Below are 16,790 nucleotides of genomic sequence, written 5' to 3'. Positions count from 1 at the left end.
CAACGGCGACGGGCGCGACCCGCTGTCTTTCAGGACCTCTGGTCTTTCAGGCGGTCACCCGCCCGGCATGGCTTTCGCGCGACAGCGTGCTGACCACACCCCACGCGATCAGCGCCTGCCCGGCGAAATAGAGCGGCCAGACGAGCCACATCGTCACCGACCTCGACAAGGTTCCGCCTTCGCCGGCAAAGATGAACAGGTCGCTGGCCAGGAAGATCATCGCGCCGATCCCGGTGCGATAGCGCGGGAACCGGCTCGCCCAGGCGGTCGCCGCCATCACCGCGACCCCGCCGGTATAGGCCATCGCCGCGATCATCTGCCCCGTCTCGGCCGCGTGCGTCAGGCCCCAGGCGATCACCAGCGCGAGCGGCACCGTCCCCCAGACGAGCAGCCGTTGCGATCCCGACAGGCTCGGCCGCCGGTTGCGCAGGTACAGCGCGATCGCGATCAGATGCCCGGTCGCGAACGCTGCCGCGCCCTGCAACATTCCCAGCGCGTCGAGCAGATAATCCCCGAGCGCTCCGAAACCAAGCGCCGCCGCGATCAGCCAGCCGTCGGTGCTCCGCGCATTGGCGGCGGCCCACAGCGCGAGCAGCGCGACCCCCGACGTCTTCCACGCCCAGATCGCCGGCCCGTCCTGATGCTGCAGCACCGCCCAGAAAAAGCTTACGCCGCCGATCAGCGCCGCGACCCACAGCCACCGCGCCCGATCCCAACCGCCGTCACCCGACATACCGCCCCCTTTGCATCTTGTGCCCAAGACGCCTACTGCGCGGCGCACCAACTGCAAGTCAACGATTAGGGTAAAGAGTGGCGCACGACATCCACATCATCGGCGGCGGCCTCGCCGGCTCCGAAGCCGCCTGGCAGCTCGCCGAGGCGGGCTATCGCGTCCGGCTGTCCGAAATGCGCGGCGGCGGCGACATGACACCCGCGCATCAGGGCGACACCCTCGCCGAAATGGTCTGCTCGAACAGCTTCCGCAGCGACGACGGCGACAGCAATGCGGTCGGCCTGCTCCACCGCGAGATGCGCAGCCTCGGCTCGATCATCATGCGCGAGGCCGATGTCCACAAGGTCCCCGCCGGCTCCGCCCTCGCCGTCGACCGTGACCTCTTCTCGGGCGGCGTGACACAGGCGCTGTCGCAGCACCCGAACATCAGCATCATCCGCGAACGCATCGACATACTGCCGACCGAGGGCCTCACCATCGTCGCCACCGGCCCGCTGACTGGCGCGGCGCTCGCCGACAGCATCGGCAGCGCAACGGGCAAGGACGCCCTCGCCTTTTTCGACGCGATCGCCCCGATCGTCTACCGCGACAGTGTCGACATGGACATCGCCTGGATGGCGAGCCGCTGGGACAAGGTCGGCCCGATCGGCGACGGCAAGGACTATATCAACTGCCCGATGGACAAGGAGCAGTATCATGCCTTCGTCCAGGGACTCGTCGACGGCGACAAGACCGAGTTCAAGGAGTGGGAATCGAGCACCCCCTATTTCGAAGGCTGCATGCCGATCGAGGTCATGGCCGAACGCGGCCCCGAAACCCTGCGCTTCGGCCCGATGAAGGGCGTCGGCCTCGACAATCCGCGCACCGGGCGCTGGCCCTATGCCGTCGTCCAGCTGCGCCAGGACAATGCGCTCGGCACTTTGTGGAACATGGTCGGCTTCCAGACCAAGCTGAAGCATGCCGCCCAAGTCGAGCTGTTCCGCACCATCCCCGGCCTCGAAAAGGCCGAATTCGCGCGGCTCGGCGGGCTCCACCGCAACAGCTTCATCCGCTCGCCTGAACTGCTCGACCATCAACTGCGCCTGAAATCGGCGCCGCATATCCGCTTCGCGGGCCAGATCACCGGCTGCGAAGGCTATGTCGAAAGCGCCGCGATCGGCCTGATCGCCGCGCGCTTCGCCGCCGCCGAGCTTGGCGGCCGCACGCTTCCGCAGCCGCCACCCGAAACCGCGCTCGGCGCGCTGCTCGGCCATATCACCGGCGGCGCCGACGCGGCGAGCTACCAACCGATGAACGTCAATTTCGGTCTCTTCCCGCCGCTGGCCGAGGATGTCCGCAAAAAGGACCGCAAGCTCGGCTACACCCAGCGCGCGGGTGCGGCTTTGGCGGAATGGATGAAAGTCGCCGAGGGAGTCGCGGCGTAAAGATCCTCCCCTTGGCGTAGCCATGGGGAGGGGGACCGCGCCCGCAGGGCGTGGTGGAGGGGTTTCGACGCCGGCGCCATTACCCCTCCGTCAGCGGCTACGCCGCTGCCACCTCCCCATCGCTTCGCGTGGGGAGGATCTTTTGACTCAGCATTTGCATTTCGCCACCGCCGCCCTTTTCGGCGCGGTCGTCGCGAACTCGGCGCGGCTCAGCCCCCCCGACTTGTCCTTGTCCGCCCCCGCGAACCGCTCGCCGGTCGCTGCCGCCCATTCCTCGAAGGTCAGCAGATTGTTGCCGTCCTTGTCGAGCTTGCGGAACGCCGCGGTGCGCGTCGACATCATTTCGACCCGGCTGACCACTTCGTTGCGATCGCGGTCGTAGCGATTGAAGCGCCGCTCCTCGCGCGACGCGTCCTTGGCGGCGGGAAGCTCTGGCGGCGCCGCGCCGCGTTTCGGCGCCCCCGCGCCCGCCACCGGGATCGGCCCCGGATCGGGCGGCGCGTCGGGGATCACCGCCTCCTCGGCGATCTGGCTATACCCCTTCCAGATGAAGACGCCGCCGCTGAGCAACAGCGCGCTGGCGATACCGCCGATCAGGAACCGCGAAACCGCCATTGCCCATCCCCTCGCCCGAAGAGCCAAGGCTATCATGGACCGGCCGCAGCGAGCAACCGGATGCCGCGCAGACCGGATCAAAGCCATGATCGAATGACCTGTTCAAATCCGGCGGGATGATTGCTATATTCGATCAATGCAAAATTACCTGCCCTCGCTGAAACAGATGCAATATCTCGTCGCGCTGCACGAACATGGCCATTTCGGCCGCGCCGCCGACGCGTGCAACGTCACCCAGTCGACGCTGTCGGCGGGCATCCGCGAACTCGAAACACTACTCGGCCAGACCCTCGTCGAGCGCACCCGCCGCGTCGTCCGCTTCACCACCCTCGGCAACGCGATCGTCGCCAAGGCGCACCGCGTGCTGCGCGAGGCCGAGGAACTGGCGGACATGGCGGCCGCCGCCGCCGCGCCGCTCGTCGGCGAACTGCGGATGAGCGTCATCCCGACGATCGCGCCCTTTCTGCTCCCCGGCATGCTGCGCCTGCTGCGCAAGACCCGCCCCGCGCTCAAGCTCTTCCTGCGTGAGGAACCGAGCGCGCAGGCGTGCGAATCGCTCCACCACGGCGCGGTCGACTGCGTCCTCCTCGCCCTCCCCTATGCGTGCGGCGACGTCGAGAGCGAGGCGCTGTTCGACGACGCTTTGTTCGTCGCTTTCCCCGGCGACCAGTCGGAGGATCTTCCCGCGATGGTCAGCGCCGACCAGATCGACCCGGCGCAGATGCTGATGCTCGAGGACGGCCATTGCCTCAAGGACCATGCGCTCGCCGCGTGCAACCGCCCCGAACTGCGCGCCGGCGCGCGGATGATGGGGACGTCGCTGCACACGCTGGTGCAGATGGTCGACAATGGGCTGGGCATCACCATGCTGCCGCAGATGGCGATCGAGGCGGGCATCCTCGACCACACCGACATCGACACCCGCCCGCTCGATTCGGATCACGACTGGCGCACGATCGCGCTGGTCTGGCGCAAGGGCAGCCCGCGCGCCGAAGAGTTTCAGATGCTCGCCGAGATTTTCCGGCAGCATAAGGCGGGATAATCTCGAACCTCCAATACCCGTTCGTGTCGAGCGAAGTCGAGACACGTGAAGGCATGCGCGAACCCAGCGTCTCTCGACTTCGCTCGAGACAAACGGAGTTTAGCTTAGCCCCACCGCTCCGCACGCTTATGGTCGCTGCCACGCTGCTCGACCCATGCCGCCCGCCCGTCGCCGAACGTCTCGCGCTTCCACAGCATCACATCGGTCTTCAACCGGTCGATCAGAAACTCGACCGCCGCCAGCGCCTCGCCGCGATGCGGGCTGCTCGCCAGCACCAGCACGATCGTCTCGCCCGGTGCCATGCCGCCGACGCGGTGGATCAAGGTCAGCGCCGAAATTCCCCAACGCTTTGTCGCCTCGGTCGCCAACTCCTCCAGGCCCGTCACGGTGAGCACCGGATGATGGTCGAGGAACAGCTCGGTCAGCCCGCCGTCGCCGCGCACCCGGCCGACAAAGCTTGCGCTCGCTCCGTGCCCGCCGGCATCATGCGCGGCCAGTTCGGCGGCGACGTCGATCGCCGCGGGCTGGACCGCGACGCGGATCATCCGCCGGTCACCGGCGGAAACAGCGCGATCTCGGCCACGCCAACGATGATGGCATCGGGACCGACCATCTGCCCGTCGACCGCCGCGCGAATGCGCGCGGGTTCGGCGAAGGCCAGCCCGCCGCGATCGTCGCGCGCGGCGAGCCAGGCGATCAGGTCGGCGACCGTCCGCACATCGTCGGGAAGCGCGACCGCCTCGTCGGCGATCCCCATCCGCTCCCGCACCCAGGCGAAATAGCTCAGCGTCAGCGCCATGCGCTCAATCCATATGCTTCAGGCCGACGCGCAGATAATCCCAGCCGGTGATCAGCGTCAGCACCGCGGCGCCCCACAAAGAGGCGAGGCCGACCGCCTTGATCCAGACCATCGCGGGCAATGCGCCGGCGAGGATCAGCGCCCCGAACGCCACCAGTTGGAACGTCGTCTTCCACTTGGCGAGTTGGGTCACCGGCATCGACACCTGCAGCGTCGCGAGGAATTCGCGCAGCCCCGACACGATGATCTCGCGCAGCAGGATCATCAGCGCGGCGATGACATGATATCCGGTGATGTCGCGCGTGAAGACGAGCAGCAGGATCACCGCCGCGATCATGATCTTGTCGGCGATCGGATCGAGGAAGGCACCCAGCCGCGACACGATGCCGCGCGAGCGTGCAACATAGCCGTCAAAATAATCGGTAATGCCCATCAGGCAATAGAGGACGAAGGCGAGCGCATAGTCGATCGGCTTCGGCTGCATCGACCCTTCGACCACCCCCGGCCACAACAGGAAGAGCAGGATGGGCACCGCCAATATACGCGACAGCGTCAGGATATTCGGAAGGCTGAGCATGACCCCTGTTTCCCGCTCGCGCGGCCTTTTGGCTTTGACCCTGCTGTCCCTAGCCGATAAGCCCGCCGGGCGACAACCATAATGCCTGTAAGGCCCAAGGCGGTCGGACGAATTTTGACGGGATGGACCAATATATGACCGGCACCTTTGCGCTGTTGAAGCAACGCCGGTTCCTGCCCCTCTTCGTCACCCAGCTGCTCGGCGCGTTCAACGACAATCTGTTCAAGAACGCGATGGTGCTGTTCGTCGTCTATGGCGTCTACAACGACGAGACGCAGGAAACCCTGTTCAGCGCGGTCGCGACCGCGGTGTTCATCCTGCCCTTCTTCCTGCTTTCGGCGCTCGCGGGGCAACTCGCCGACACCCGCGACAAGGCGCGGATCATCCGCATCGTCAAATTCTGCGAGATCATCATCATGATCGTCGGCGGCACCGGGCTGGTGCTCGCCTGGATGGGCTGGGGCATCGAATTGCTGGCCATCCCGCTGATGATGCTCGCGCTGTTCGCGATGGGGGTCCACTCGACCTTCTTCGGCCCGATCAAATATGCGATCCTGCCGCAACATCTGAAAAGCGACGAAGTGCTCGCCGGCACCGGGCTGGTCGAGGCCGGAACCTATATCGCGATCCTCGCCGGGACGATCCTCGCCGGGGTCATCGACGTCGAATGGGCCGCGCTCGGCGTCGTGCTCGTCGCCGCGCTCGGCTATATCACCTCGCGCCAGGTGCCGCCGGCCCCGCCCGAACATGAAGAACATGGCATCGACTGGCACATCATCCGCTCGTCGAAAACGCTCGTCAGCGGCACGATGCATATCCCGCGCCTCTATCTCGCGATCCTCTCGATCAGCTTCTTCTGGACGATCGGCGCGGTGCTGTTCATCCAGTTCCCGCCGCTGGTAAAGAACATCCTCCACGCCGACAAAAGCGTCGCCAGCCTGTTCCTCGCGGTCTTCTCGATCGGCATCGCGATCGGCTCGGTCGCGGTCAACCGGCTGCTCAAGGGCCAGGTCTCGGCCAAATACAGCCCCGCCAGCGTGATCGTGATGGGCGGCTTCGTCCTCTGTTTCTATTGGGTGTGCCGAAACTGGGAACAGGACCCGGCGGGGGTCATGTACGGCGTGTCCGGCCTGCTCGCGCACGCCGACGTCATCCCGTTGCTCGCCAGCCTGCTCGGCATCGCGATCAGCGGCGGCATGTTCGTCGTCCCGCTCTACGCCTTCCTGACCACCACGGTCCCCAAGGACCAGACCGCGCGCACCGTCGCGGCCAACAATATCGTCAATTCGGGCGCGATGGTCGCGGGCTCGCTGCTCGCGATCGGGCTGGGTTTCGCCGGCGTCGGCGTCGTCGACCAGCTGCTGATGAGCGCGGTGATGTGCCTGATCTCGGCATGGCTGGCGGTCAAGCTCCACCGGGCGTGCGACTGAAGGGAAACTGTCGGTACGCTGCAATGGTCGGCTTAGGGGTGGGAAGCGGATTGTCTGGTATTGAGTGCAGCAGATCGACGGTGAGACGTTCTCGCGCGACTATTGCGCTTGGCCGTGACAAAACGATTTAATGACATCATCTTTTTTAACGGGCGCCTCGCTCAAAGATCGAGCCATTGCCGGAGCAATCATTTTCATCCCGTTGGCCGCTCTGGCTTTTTTAGCGGGTATATTTATGCGTCCCGAGCCGATTGACCAGCGGGCGGTATGGGGATGCTACGTGGCGGTCGGTGCGCCTGCACTGCGTATCGAAGGAAGTAGAGTATATATTCTCGACGGGACGCACCGTTCGATGACCTATGTCGCTGCGCATGACAAAGGATATCACTTGACGGTGCAACCGCCCCTTCTGCTCAGTCCGTCCACAGATGGTAGCTACGGCTTCGTGAGCGGTCGGGGCACAAGTTACTTCTGGTCACTGCTAGCAGAAGGTTCAGACGATCAGCGGGGAGTTAACTCTCCGCACGATTTCGACGGAAGAATTGGACTCGTAACAGCGGATTCAAAAACCGTGGTCTACGTCCGCTCTGGAAGCAACAAAGGCTGTAAGTGAACGTCCAAAATTGGTCGCTTCCCGCGCCTCAGATCAAAAACATCATAGTCGCGGTAAAAAAGATCGCGAAACTCTGCAGGAACAGCTTCAGGTCGGTCGACCCGACCACCGGCTGCGGACGCCGGTGCTGCGCAAGATCGTAACGCAGCGCGCCTTCCCAATCGGCCGGCGCGCTCATGCGTGCGATGACCAGTTGCCGGCGGCCGTGCGAACGCAGCCGGTCGCGGATGTCGATACGCAGTTCGGGGTCGAATTCGTTCATGCCCCCAAGCTAATGCGGGGTTAACGAGTCGGTAAGGTTAAAAAATCGTTAACGCCCGCCTGTCCCGCCCGGGGACGCGCGGCACAGCAACCGTTAACGCGGCATCGGCCGCACCTTCACCGCCCGCTTGTCGGCCAGCCCGCGCTGGAACGGCAGGCAACGCTGCGGCTTCATCCGCGGCCCAAGACAATAACGCACCTCCGACAGCCAGCCGTCGCGGTCGGTCGCCACCGCCAGCATTTCGGGCCTTATGCCCCGATTGCGCGCCACGAACGCCTGGCGGATCGACCCCGCGGTCTGCGGCCGCGCCGCCAGCGCCGTCATGTCGGGGAAGTTCACGGTGCGGAACAATATTTCGGCGGCGCGGAAATAGGAGGCCGGATCGGGGCTCATGCAGGTGCCATGCTTCGCCCATTCATGCTGCAACAGCTGCGCCGACGGCGTCATGCACATATGGCGGCGCAGCACCGGCTGCGGCACGATCTTCGCCGGGCGGCACCATTGTGGATAGCCGGGGGTCGCCGCCTCGGGCCACAGCCCGTGCAGCACCCAGCCGAACCGGCCGTTCTCGCCCGAACATTGGAACCGGTCGCGCGTGTCCTTCGCGTTGCGCACCCCCGCGCAATGCTCGGGCGACCAGCTCAGGCTCAGCAGATAGCCCGCGATCGGCGGATTGCGCACCGGCTCGCCGCGCTTCGGCTGTTCGAGGCGCGGGATGATCGTGCGGTCGGGGGCGACGCACGATGGCGCCTGCGCCAAAGCGACAGTGGGCGCCAGCGCCAACAGCGCCGCGGCAGCCCTAGGCCAGCGCAAAATCGAGCCCGATGTCGGCCGCCGGCGCCGACTGGGTCAGCCGCCCGACCGAGACGTAGGTCACCCCGGTCGCGCCGATGTCGCGGATCGTATCGAGCCGCACCCCGCCCGACGCCTCGACCGGCACCCGGCCCGCAACGATGGCGACCGATTCGCGCAAGGCGGCGAGGTCCATATTGTCGAGCAGCAGGTGCGTCGCCCCCGCGCTCAGCGCGGGTTCGACCTGGTCGACCCGGTCGACCTCGACGATGATATTTGCGATTCCCGCGTCGACCGCGCGGCGCACCGCCGCCTCGACCGATCCCGCGACCGCGACATGATTGTCCTTGATCATCGCGGCGTCCCACAACCCCATGCGATGGTTGGTCGCGCCGCCCATCCGCGTCGCATATTTTTCCAGCACCCGCAGCCCGGGGATCGTCTTGCGCGTGTCGAGCAGCGTCGCCTTGCCTTCCAGCGCATCGACATAGTCGCGCGTCAGCGTCGCGATGCCCGACAGATGCTGCACGGTGTTCAGCGCCGAGCGTTCGGCGGTGAGCATCGCCCGCGCGTTGCCCGACAGCCGCATCAGGTCGGTCCCGGCGGGCACGCGCGCGCCTTCTTCGACCAGTATCTCGATCTCCATCGCCGGATCGAGCGCGCGAAAAAAAGCTTCGGCGATCGGCAGCCCGGCGACGATGATCGCATCGCGGCTGTCCATCACCCCGCTGAAGCGCGCATCGGCGGGGATCACCGCCAGCGACGTGATATCGCCGCCTTCGCCCAGATCTTCGGCAAAAGTGGCGCGGACGAAGGCGTCGAGGTCGAAGCCGGGCAGGGAAAAATCGCTCATGCCGTCCGCGATAAAGCGACGCTCGCGCAAATCAACTTGACGTTTACGTAAACTAGCGCTGACATGGGCGATATGCGTGAAGATCGACAAAATAGACAAGCTGGAGAGACCTGATGCTATCCCCCATTTGCGCGATGCTCGGCATCGAATTCCCCCTCCTCGCCTTCTCGCACTGCCGCGACGTCGTGGTCGCGGTGTCCAAGGCGGGCGGCATGGGCGTCTTCGGCGCTGCCTCGCTGCCGCCCGAACGGCTCGAGGAGGAACTCGCGTGGATCGACGAGCATATCGGTGGTCGCCCCTATGGCGTCGACCTGATCGTTCCGAACAGTTTCGCCGGCAAGGGCGAGGAAAACGCCGCGCTGCCACCGATCCCGGACGAGCATAAAGCCTTCATTTCGGGGCTGCTGCAAAAGCATGGCGTCGATGACAGCGACCTGTCGCTGCCCGGCGCCGCACGTACCAGCCTCGGCGACAATATGTCCGATGCCGGCGCCGCCGCGCTGCTCGAAGTCGCCTTCCGCCACCCGATCGCCCTGATCGCCAACGCGCTCGGCGTGCCGCCGCCGCTGATGCTCGAACTCGGCAAGCGCAACAACGTCCCCGTCGCCGCGCTCGTCGGCACCCGCGACCATGCGCTGGCGCAGGTCCGCGCCGGGGTCGACATCCTCGTCGTCGCGGGCGGCGAAGCCGGCGGCCATTGCGGCGAAGTCGCGACGATGGTGCTCGTCCCCGAAGTCGCCGCCGCGGTCGAGGCGGTCGGCGCGAACACCCCGATCCTCGCCGCGGGCGGGATCGTCACCGGGCGCCAGATGGCCGCCGCGATGGCGATGGGGGCGCATGGCGCCTGGACCGGCTCGGTGTGGCTGACCACCGCCGAGGCGGAAACCAATCCGGTGGTGAAGGAGAAGATGCTCGCCGCCTCGTCGCGCGACACGGTCCGCTCGAAAAGCCGCACCGGCAAACCCTCGCGCCAGCTCCGTTCGCCCTGGACCGACGCATGGGAAGCCGAAGGCGCGCCGAAACCGCTCCCGATGCCGCTCCAGTCACTGGTCAGCGAACCCGCACTGCGCAAAATCGATAAATTGTCCGAAGGCGGTCATGAGGGTGCGAAGCATCTGGCCACCTATTGGGTCGGCCAGGGCGTCGGGCTGATGAACGAGGCGATGGGCGCCGGGCAGGTGGTGCAGGAATTCAAAGAGGATTGGATCGCCGCCTGCGAACGGCTGAACGGCTTTATCGGCGACTAAAAAAATCCCCGCCGAAGCGGGGATTTTCCTGTTCAGGCGACGGTCGCTTTCACGATCTTGCCGGGTTCGCGCGGCGGCTCGCCCTTGGGCAGCGCGTCGACATTTTCCATGCCTTCGATCACTTCACCCCAGACGGTGTACTGCTTGTCGAGGAAGCGCGCGTCGTCGAAGCAGATGAAGAACTGGCTGTTCGCGCTGTTCGGGTTCTGCGAACGCGCCATCGAACAGACGCCGCGGACGTGCGGCTCGGCGTTGAATTCCTGCGGCAGGTCGGGAAGCTTGCTGCCGCCCATGCCGGTGCCCGTCGGATCGCCGCCCTGCGCCATGAAGCCGGGGATCACGCGGTGGAAGACGACGTCGTCGTAAAAGCCTTCGCCGGCGAGCTGGCTGATGCGCTCGACGTGCAGCGGCGCGAGGTCGGGGCGCAGGCGGATGACGACATCGCCGGTCGACAGCGACAGGGTGAGGGTCTGTTCGGTCATGAAAAACTCCTGTGAAGCGGGATTGGCGGTCCCATAGCCAAGGGCGGCGCAGATGCCACGCAAATTTTGCCGATCATCGCGCACGTCGTTGCCTTCGCGGCGGGCCGGGACTAGGGGGAAGACCGGTTCGCAGCCGGGTTTTCCGGCATAGGTAAGGGAGGACCGCGCGATGGACAAACGCGAAGACTCCCTGCCCCCCGACGATGTGCTGGTCGATACCGCCCTGCCCGAAACCGAGCTCGACGAGGATGACCGGCTGAAACCCGAATTCGTCCGCGACGTCATCGAACTCGCCGAGGCCGGCGAAGCCGAAGCGGCGCGCGAGCGCATCGGCCGCCTGCATCCTGCCGACATCGCCGATCTGTTCGAACTCGCGCGCGCCGACGAGCGGCCGATGCTCGCTGCCGTCTTGGGTGACCTTCTATCCGCCGACGTGCTGGCGGAAATGAACGATTATGTGCGCGAGGAGCTGATCGACCTGCTCGCGCCCGAACAGGTCGCCGAACTGGCGTCCGAGATGGATACCGACGACGCCGTCGCGATCATCGAGGACATGGAGGCCGACGACCAGCAGGCCGTCCTCGACGCGATGGAGCCCGAGGACCGGGCGGCGATCAAGGACGCGCTGTCCTTCCCGGAAGAGAGCGCCGGCCGCCTGATGCAGCGCGAGTTCGTTGCGGTGGCCGAGCATGTCACGGTCGGCGACGTCATCGACCGGCTGCGCGAGGACACCGACCTGACGAGCGATTTCTGGGAAATCTTCGTCGTCGATCCGATGCACAAACCCGTCGGCACCTGCCAGCTCAGCTGGATTTTGCGCACCCCGCGCGAGATTGCGATCAGCGACGTGATGAAACGCGAGCAGACGTTGATCCCGGTCGACATGGACCAGGAAGAGGTCGCGCTGCGCTTCCAGAAATATGCGCTGATCTCGGCGGCGGTCATCGACCGTTCGGGGCGGCTGGTCGGCATGATCACCGTCGACGATGTCGTCCACATCATCCAGGAAGAGGCGGGCGAGGATATTTTGCGCCTGTCGGGCGCCGGCGACGGTGACATCAACGAACCGATCCGCGAAACCTATGTGGCGCGCGTGCGCTGGCTGGTCGCCAATCTCGGCACCGCGCTCGTCGCCTCGTCGATCGTCGGCTTCTTCGGCGGCGCGATCGAACATATGGTCGCGCTCGCGGCACTGATGCCGATCGTCGCCGGGGTCGGCGGCAACGCCGGAACGCAGACGCTGGCGGTGACGGTGCGCGCGCTCGCGATGAACCAGCTGACCGATTCGAACAGCTGGCGCGCAGTACTCCGCGAGGTGAAGATCGCGCTGCTCAACGGCGGCACCATCGCACTGATCGCAGGGACGGCGACAGCGCTGTGGTTCGGCAATCCCCAGCTCGGCGGCGTCATCGCCGCCGCGATGATCGTGAACATCTTCGTCGCCGGCGTCGCCGGGGTCGCGATCCCGCTGTTGCTCGACCGGCTCGATCAGGATCCGGCAGTCGCGAGTTCGGTTTTCGTCACCATGACGACCGATTCCATGGGCTTTCTGGCCTTCCTCGGCCTCGCGGTGGCCAGCGGGCTCACCAGCCTGAACTGACAAAGCGCTGGAATCGCAAGCGATTCAAAAGAATCGAAAAAAATTTCCCCAGCCGCATTTTTTTAGGGAACTTATCCACCGCCTTGGCAGTTTCCCATATGAGCAGCGGTCATCGCCCCCCCGCAGCGCTGCTCAGCAACATTGGCCCGGTGCGTATTCCCTCCCCCCCTCGAAGCGCGCCGGGCCATTTTGCACACAGATTTCACGAGGTTCTGATCATGTCGAATGTCCGTATCGTTCTTGCCGCTTTGCTTGCCAGCTTTCTGGTCGCTGGCTGCAACACCGTGAAAGGTGTCGGCCGCGATATCGAGTCGGTTGGTCAGGCGGGAAGCGACGCGATTCACTGATCCCGTCGAGTCCTTACCCTAAACCTCTTCGAGAGGTTCGACAGGCGCCGTTTCGGCGCCTGTTTTGCGTCGGCGCTGGGTGAACCAGATCGCGAGTAGCGACAGCTCGTAAAGCAACACCAGCGGGACCGCGAGCAACAACTGGCTGACCGCGTCGGGCGGCGTGAAGATCGCCGCGATGAAGAAGGCGCCAACGATCATGTAGCGGCGCGCCGAAACCAGTTGGGCGCGTGTCACGATGCTCGAGCGCTCAAGCAGCATCAACAGGATCGGAAGCAGGAAGGCGATACCGAACGCCATGATGAACTGCATGATGAAACTGAGGTAATTGCCCGCCGAGGGAAGGGCTTCCTGGGTGATCCCGCCCATATTGCCCTGAAAACCAAGCAGGAACTTCAGTGCCACCGGGATGGTGATGAAATAGGCGAGACAGGCCCCTGCCGCGAACAGGATCGGCGTCGCGATCAGGAAAGGCAGCAAGGCCCGCTTTTCCTGTCGATAAAGCCCCGGCGCCACAAATTTCCAGAGCTGGTTGGCGATCACCGGAAAGGCGATCATCACGGCGGCGAACAGCGCGACCTTGATCTCGACGAAAAATGCCTCGCCGAGTTGGGTATAGATGAGTTTGCCCTGCCCGGCTGCGACCAGCGGCTGCACCAGCACGCTATAGATCGGCTTGGCGAAATAAAGGCAGACCGCGAAAGCGGCAGCCAGCGCCGCGAGCGACTTGAGCAACCGCGAGCGCAACTCGACCAGATGATCGAGCAAAGGCATCTTGCCGCCGGCGCCCTCCTCTTCCGCCGTCACCGGGGTTTCGACGCTCATGGAAGCGGGCCATCCTTCGGCGGGATGGCATGGGTCTCGGCGGGCTGCGCGGCGGCAGCCTGATCAGCCTCCGCGCTCGATTGTTCAGATGGCGTTTCGGCGGGGACACTCGCCGCCGGAATCATGGACGGGGCGCCATCGCCATCGACGCGCGGAAATTCGCGCATGATGGCTTCATTCTGCTCGCGCCATTTCTTCTCAAGTTCCTCGAGTTCGGCCTCGCGCATCATCGTGTCGAGACCCGAACGAAAATGACGCGCCATGCCGCGCGCCTTGCCGACCCATTTGCCGACGAAGCGCATCGCCTTGGGCAGGTCCTTGGGGCCGATGACCACCAAGGCCACCACCACGACGAGCAATAACTCGGTGGGCGCGACGTCGAACATCTACTAAACTTCCCCCAGCCGGCGGTCGGCGATCAGAGCTTGTCCTGTTCGCTGGTCGGCGTCGGCATCGGGGTGGCTTCGGGCGTGCGCTGCCCTTCGATGTGCTTCATCGGCGGGGCCGGCGTATCGTCGTCTGCCATGCCCTTCTTGAAGCTTTTCAATCCTTTGGCAACGTCGCCCATCATGTCGGAAAAACGGCCCTTGCCGAACAAGAGCAGCACGATGACACCGAGGATAAGCCAGTGAATCAGGCTGAATCCGCCCATGAAAAATCTCCTTTGCGCCCGACCCGAGCGTCTGTTGATGTCCTAATTAGGCGTCTTCGCCGTCTTTTACTAGGTCCAGTTCGCCCATCGCTTCCTCGAAAGCGAGATCGACCGGATCGAGCAGACCCGCCGCGCGCAGATCTTCGATGCCCGGCAAATCCTTGCGGCTGCTAAGTCCGAAATGCTGCAAAAATGCGTCGGTGGTCTTGTAGATGAGCGGGCGCCCCGGAACTTCGCGCCGGCCCGCCGGCGCGATCCACTCGGCCTCCATCAGCACGTCGAGCGTGCCCTTCGACGTCTGGACACCGCGAATTGCTTCGATTTCGGCGCGGCTGACCGGTTCGTGATACGCCACGATGGCGAGCACCTCGGACGCGGCGCGCGACAATTTGCGCGGGTCGTCGCGTTCGCGGCGGAGCAAATGCGCCAGATCGGCAGGGGTCTGGAAATGCCAGTGACCGCCGCGCTCTACGAGTTCGATGCCGCTTCCCGCGTGGCGCGCGGCGATCGCATGGATCACCGCCCTGACGTCGGCCACCGGGATTTCCTCGGCAAAGCGCGCCGCGACTTGCCGTGCGTCGAGCGGTTCGTCGCTGGCGAACAGCATCGCCTCTATCGCACGTTCGCGGTCGTCGATCGTCATGTCGGGTGTTGTCCTATCTGGGCAGCCCTCAGATACAGCGGTTCGAAGGCCCCCTCCTGCTTCAGGTCGACGCGGCCCTGCCGCGCCAGTTCGAGCGCCGCGACGAAGCTGGACGCGATCGCCGAGCGGCGCAAGGGGCCGTCATAGTCGGGCGGCAGGAAATCGGCGAGTTCGGCCCAGTCGAGCTTGACCCCAATCAGCCGTCCAAGATGGTGCAACGCCGCGTCGAGCGTGATGACCGGGCGCCGCGACACGATATGGACCACCGGCTCGGTACGCAGCTTCACCTGCCCATAGGCCGACAGCAGATCGTAGAGGCTCGCATCCCAGCGGCGCAACCTTACGTCACGCAGTCCCTCGGGCTTGGCGCGCAGGAACACGTCGCGCCCGACGCGATCGCGCGCGAGCAGGCGCGCCGCCGCCTCACGCATCGCGGCCAGCCGCTGGAGCCGCAGTTGCAGGCGCAGGGCCAGCTCGTCCGGCGACGGATCCTCCAGCGGATCCTTGGGGAGCAGCAGCGCCGATTTGAGGTAAGCGAGCCACGCCGCCATCACCAGATAGTCGGCGGCAACCTCCAGCTTGGCGCGCATTTCGGTGATGAAGGTCAGATATTGCTCGACCAGCGCGAGAATCGAGATTTGCCGGAGGTCGACCTTCTGGCTGCGCGCCAGCGTGAGCAGCAGGTCGAGCGGGCCTTCCCAACTGTCGAGCGACAGCTGGAGCGCATCCTCACGCTCGGCCGCGGGCGCCACATCATAGTCGAGCGGCAGTTCCTCCATCGGCGGATCAGGCCCTCATCACGCCAGCGCCAGCAGCGCGTCGCGCTGGTCGACCAGCAGCGCGAACTGGCGTTCGTCGTGGGTGCCCGCGATGCGGTCCATCGCGCCTTCCAGCCGCGCCCGCGAAACGGTGCTGATCGGGTCGAGCGCGCCCGCGATGCCGATCATGTCGTCCATCTTACCCCAGCAATTGAGCGCGATGTCGCAGCCCGCCGCGACCGCCGCCGCCGCGCGCGAAGGAACGTCGCCCGAGAGCGCCTCCATGTCGAGATCGTCGCTCATCAGCAGCCCGTGGAAACCGATGCGCTGGCGGATCACGCTGTCGATGACGACCGGCGACATCGTCGCGGGCCGGTCGGGGTCCCAGGCGGTGAAGACGACATGGCAGGTCATCGCCATCGCCGCGTCGCGCAGCGCCGCGAAGGGGGCAAGGTCGGTCTGGAGGTCGCGGTCGAGCGCGGTGACCACCGGCAGTTCCTTGTGCGAATCGAGCAGCGCGCGGCCATGGCCGGGGATATGCTTGACGATGCCGACGACGCCGCCGTCCTGCAGCCCGCTCAGGATCGCGCGGCCGAGCGCGGCAACGCGCATCGGTTCGCTGCCGAGCGCGCGGTCGCCGATGACATCGCTCGCGCCGGGCTGGCGCACGTCGAGCAAAGGCAGGCAATCGACCGTAATACCGACTTCGGACAGCATCGATGCGAGCGCCATCGCGTTGAGCCGCGCCGCTTCGATCGCGCTCGCCGGCGCGCGTTCGTACAGCGCGTCGAACGCCGCCCCGCTCGGGAAAGCCGGCCATTCGGGCGATTTCATGCGCGCAACGCGACCGCCCTCCTGGTCGATCAGGATCGGCAGGTTTTCGCGCCCGTCGAGATCGCGCAATTCGTCGGTAAGCCTACGCAATTGCTGACGATTATCGATATTGCGCCCGAACAATATATAGCCCGCCGGGTCGCTGTCGCGAAAGAAGGCGCGCTCGTCGTCGGTGAGGCTGTGGCCCGACAGGCCGAAAATCGCGGGTATCATCGTGCGTCAACCTCCATCGGTCGGCACCCCCTCAGGCGCGTGCATGGCA

General features: G+C 65.4%; 21 protein-coding genes. 6 read left to right on the top strand and 15 right to left on the bottom strand.

Annotation, left to right across the window (positions count from 1 at the left end; translation table 11 throughout):
• Window positions 1-46: 46 nt before the first annotated feature.
• On the bottom strand, window positions 47-733 hold the full coding sequence (locus AC07U1_RS13760; protein ID WP_495176116.1) for a lysoplasmalogenase: 687 nt from the start codon (window positions 731-733) through the stop codon (window positions 47-49).
• A 77-nt stretch (window positions 734-810) separates the two neighbouring features.
• Between AC07U1_RS13760 and trmFO the strand changes: the two genes are divergently transcribed.
• A complete protein-coding gene (gene trmFO, locus AC07U1_RS13755) occupies window positions 811-2,157 on the top strand; it encodes a methylenetetrahydrofolate--tRNA-(uracil(54)-C(5))-methyltransferase (FADH(2)-oxidizing) TrmFO (protein WP_495176117.1) in 1,347 nt (448 codons plus the stop codon).
• A gap of 147 nt (window positions 2,158-2,304) precedes the next feature.
• On the opposite strand, the gene AC07U1_RS13750 is transcribed toward trmFO, so the two are convergent.
• A complete protein-coding gene (locus AC07U1_RS13750; protein ID WP_056347893.1) occupies window positions 2,305-2,772 on the bottom strand; it encodes an EF-hand domain-containing protein in 468 nt (155 codons plus the stop codon).
• A 136-nt stretch (window positions 2,773-2,908) separates the two neighbouring features.
• On the opposite strand from AC07U1_RS13750, the gene AC07U1_RS13745 reads away from it, so the two are divergent.
• Window positions 2,909-3,814 (top strand): hydrogen peroxide-inducible genes activator, encoded by a 906-nt coding sequence (locus AC07U1_RS13745; RefSeq protein ID WP_056347895.1) that lies wholly within the window; start codon window positions 2,909-2,911, stop codon window positions 3,812-3,814.
• Between the two features lie 104 nt (window positions 3,815-3,918).
• Here AC07U1_RS13745 and AC07U1_RS13740 read toward each other — a convergent pair whose 3' ends face one another.
• From AC07U1_RS13740 to pgsA, 3 genes are read right to left on the bottom strand one after another with little or no spacing between them, the layout of a single operon-like run.
• The gene (locus tag AC07U1_RS13740) at window positions 3,919-4,359 is read right to left on the bottom strand and encodes a molybdenum cofactor biosynthesis protein MoaE (RefSeq protein WP_495176118.1); all 441 of its coding nucleotides are present in this window, start codon (window positions 4,357-4,359) and stop codon (window positions 3,919-3,921) included.
• The gene (gene moaD / locus AC07U1_RS13735) at window positions 4,356-4,613 is read right to left on the bottom strand and encodes a molybdopterin converting factor subunit 1 (protein ID WP_495176119.1); all 258 of its coding nucleotides are present in this window, start codon (window positions 4,611-4,613) and stop codon (window positions 4,356-4,358) included. Before moaD ends, AC07U1_RS13740 begins: the two co-directional genes overlap by 4 nt.
• 4 nt (window positions 4,614-4,617) lie before the next feature.
• A complete protein-coding gene (gene pgsA / locus AC07U1_RS13730; RefSeq protein ID WP_056347900.1) occupies window positions 4,618-5,190 on the bottom strand; it encodes a CDP-diacylglycerol--glycerol-3-phosphate 3-phosphatidyltransferase in 573 nt (190 codons plus the stop codon).
• A gap of 134 nt (window positions 5,191-5,324) precedes the next feature.
• Here pgsA and AC07U1_RS13725 point away from each other — a divergent pair, with 134 nt between their 5' ends.
• Window positions 5,325-6,620, top strand: a complete 1,296-nt coding sequence (locus tag AC07U1_RS13725) for an MFS transporter (protein WP_187140677.1) — start codon at window positions 5,325-5,327, stop codon at window positions 6,618-6,620.
• A 641-nt stretch (window positions 6,621-7,261) separates the two neighbouring features.
• Here the strand turns inward: AC07U1_RS13725 and AC07U1_RS13720 are convergent.
• The 3 genes from AC07U1_RS13720 to nadC form a co-directional block, all read right to left on the bottom strand.
• Window positions 7,262-7,495, bottom strand: a complete 234-nt coding sequence (locus tag AC07U1_RS13720; protein WP_056347903.1) for a hypothetical protein — start codon at window positions 7,493-7,495, stop codon at window positions 7,262-7,264.
• 93 nt (window positions 7,496-7,588) lie between these two features.
• Window positions 7,589-8,278, bottom strand: a complete 690-nt coding sequence (locus AC07U1_RS13715) for a ribonuclease T2 family protein (RefSeq protein ID WP_495176120.1) — start codon at window positions 8,276-8,278, stop codon at window positions 7,589-7,591.
• A gap of 16 nt (window positions 8,279-8,294) precedes the next feature.
• Window positions 8,295-9,140: a carboxylating nicotinate-nucleotide diphosphorylase gene (gene nadC / locus AC07U1_RS13710; protein ID WP_495176121.1), complete on the bottom strand. Its 846-nt coding sequence runs from the start codon at window positions 9,138-9,140 to the stop codon at window positions 8,295-8,297.
• Between the two features lie 113 nt (window positions 9,141-9,253).
• Here nadC and AC07U1_RS13705 point away from each other — a divergent pair, with 113 nt between their 5' ends.
• Window positions 9,254-10,387, top strand: coding sequence for an NAD(P)H-dependent flavin oxidoreductase (locus tag AC07U1_RS13705; protein WP_495176122.1), 1,134 nt, complete (start codon window positions 9,254-9,256; stop codon window positions 10,385-10,387).
• Window positions 10,388-10,419: 32 nt separating this feature from the next.
• On the opposite strand, the gene AC07U1_RS13700 is transcribed toward AC07U1_RS13705, so the two are convergent.
• Entirely contained in the window at window positions 10,420-10,869 is a 450-nt protein-coding gene (locus AC07U1_RS13700; RefSeq protein WP_495176123.1) for a peptidylprolyl isomerase, read from the bottom strand.
• Window positions 10,870-11,038: 169 nt separating this feature from the next.
• On the opposite strand from AC07U1_RS13700, the gene mgtE reads away from it, so the two are divergent.
• Entirely contained in the window at window positions 11,039-12,469 is a 1,431-nt protein-coding gene (gene mgtE / locus AC07U1_RS13695) for a magnesium transporter (protein WP_056347911.1), read from the top strand.
• Window positions 12,470-12,687: 218 nt separating this feature from the next.
• A complete protein-coding gene (locus tag AC07U1_RS13690) occupies window positions 12,688-12,816 on the top strand; it encodes an entericidin A/B family lipoprotein (RefSeq protein WP_056347913.1) in 129 nt (42 codons plus the stop codon).
• Between the two features lie 18 nt (window positions 12,817-12,834).
• On the opposite strand, the gene tatC is transcribed toward AC07U1_RS13690, so the two are convergent.
• The 6 genes from tatC to nagZ are packed head-to-tail and all read right to left on the bottom strand — an operon-like array spanning window position 12,835 to window position 16,741.
• Window positions 12,835-13,641: a twin-arginine translocase subunit TatC gene (gene tatC / locus AC07U1_RS13685; RefSeq protein WP_056347915.1), complete on the bottom strand. Its 807-nt coding sequence runs from the start codon at window positions 13,639-13,641 to the stop codon at window positions 12,835-12,837.
• The gene (gene tatB / locus AC07U1_RS13680; RefSeq protein ID WP_495176124.1) at window positions 13,638-14,027 is read right to left on the bottom strand and encodes a Sec-independent protein translocase protein TatB; all 390 of its coding nucleotides are present in this window, start codon (window positions 14,025-14,027) and stop codon (window positions 13,638-13,640) included. Before tatB ends, tatC begins: the two co-directional genes overlap by 4 nt.
• Window positions 14,028-14,059: 32 nt before the next feature.
• Window positions 14,060-14,293: a twin-arginine translocase TatA/TatE family subunit gene (locus tag AC07U1_RS13675; RefSeq protein WP_056347917.1), complete on the bottom strand. Its 234-nt coding sequence runs from the start codon at window positions 14,291-14,293 to the stop codon at window positions 14,060-14,062.
• A 46-nt stretch (window positions 14,294-14,339) separates the two neighbouring features.
• Window positions 14,340-14,936, bottom strand: a complete 597-nt coding sequence (gene scpB, locus AC07U1_RS13670; RefSeq protein ID WP_495176125.1) for an SMC-Scp complex subunit ScpB — start codon at window positions 14,934-14,936, stop codon at window positions 14,340-14,342.
• Window positions 14,933-15,715: a segregation and condensation protein A gene (locus AC07U1_RS13665; protein WP_495176126.1), complete on the bottom strand. Its 783-nt coding sequence runs from the start codon at window positions 15,713-15,715 to the stop codon at window positions 14,933-14,935. Before AC07U1_RS13665 ends, scpB begins: the two co-directional genes overlap by 4 nt.
• Window positions 15,716-15,733: 18 nt before the next feature.
• Entirely contained in the window at window positions 15,734-16,741 is a 1,008-nt protein-coding gene (nagZ, locus tag AC07U1_RS13660) for a beta-N-acetylhexosaminidase (protein WP_495176127.1), read from the bottom strand.
• Window positions 16,742-16,790 lie beyond the last annotated feature (49 nt).

The sequence above is a fragment of the Sphingopyxis sp. GW821-FHT02C12 genome (assembly GCF_059421785.1).
This window is presented reverse-complemented; position numbering and strand designations above follow the sequence as displayed.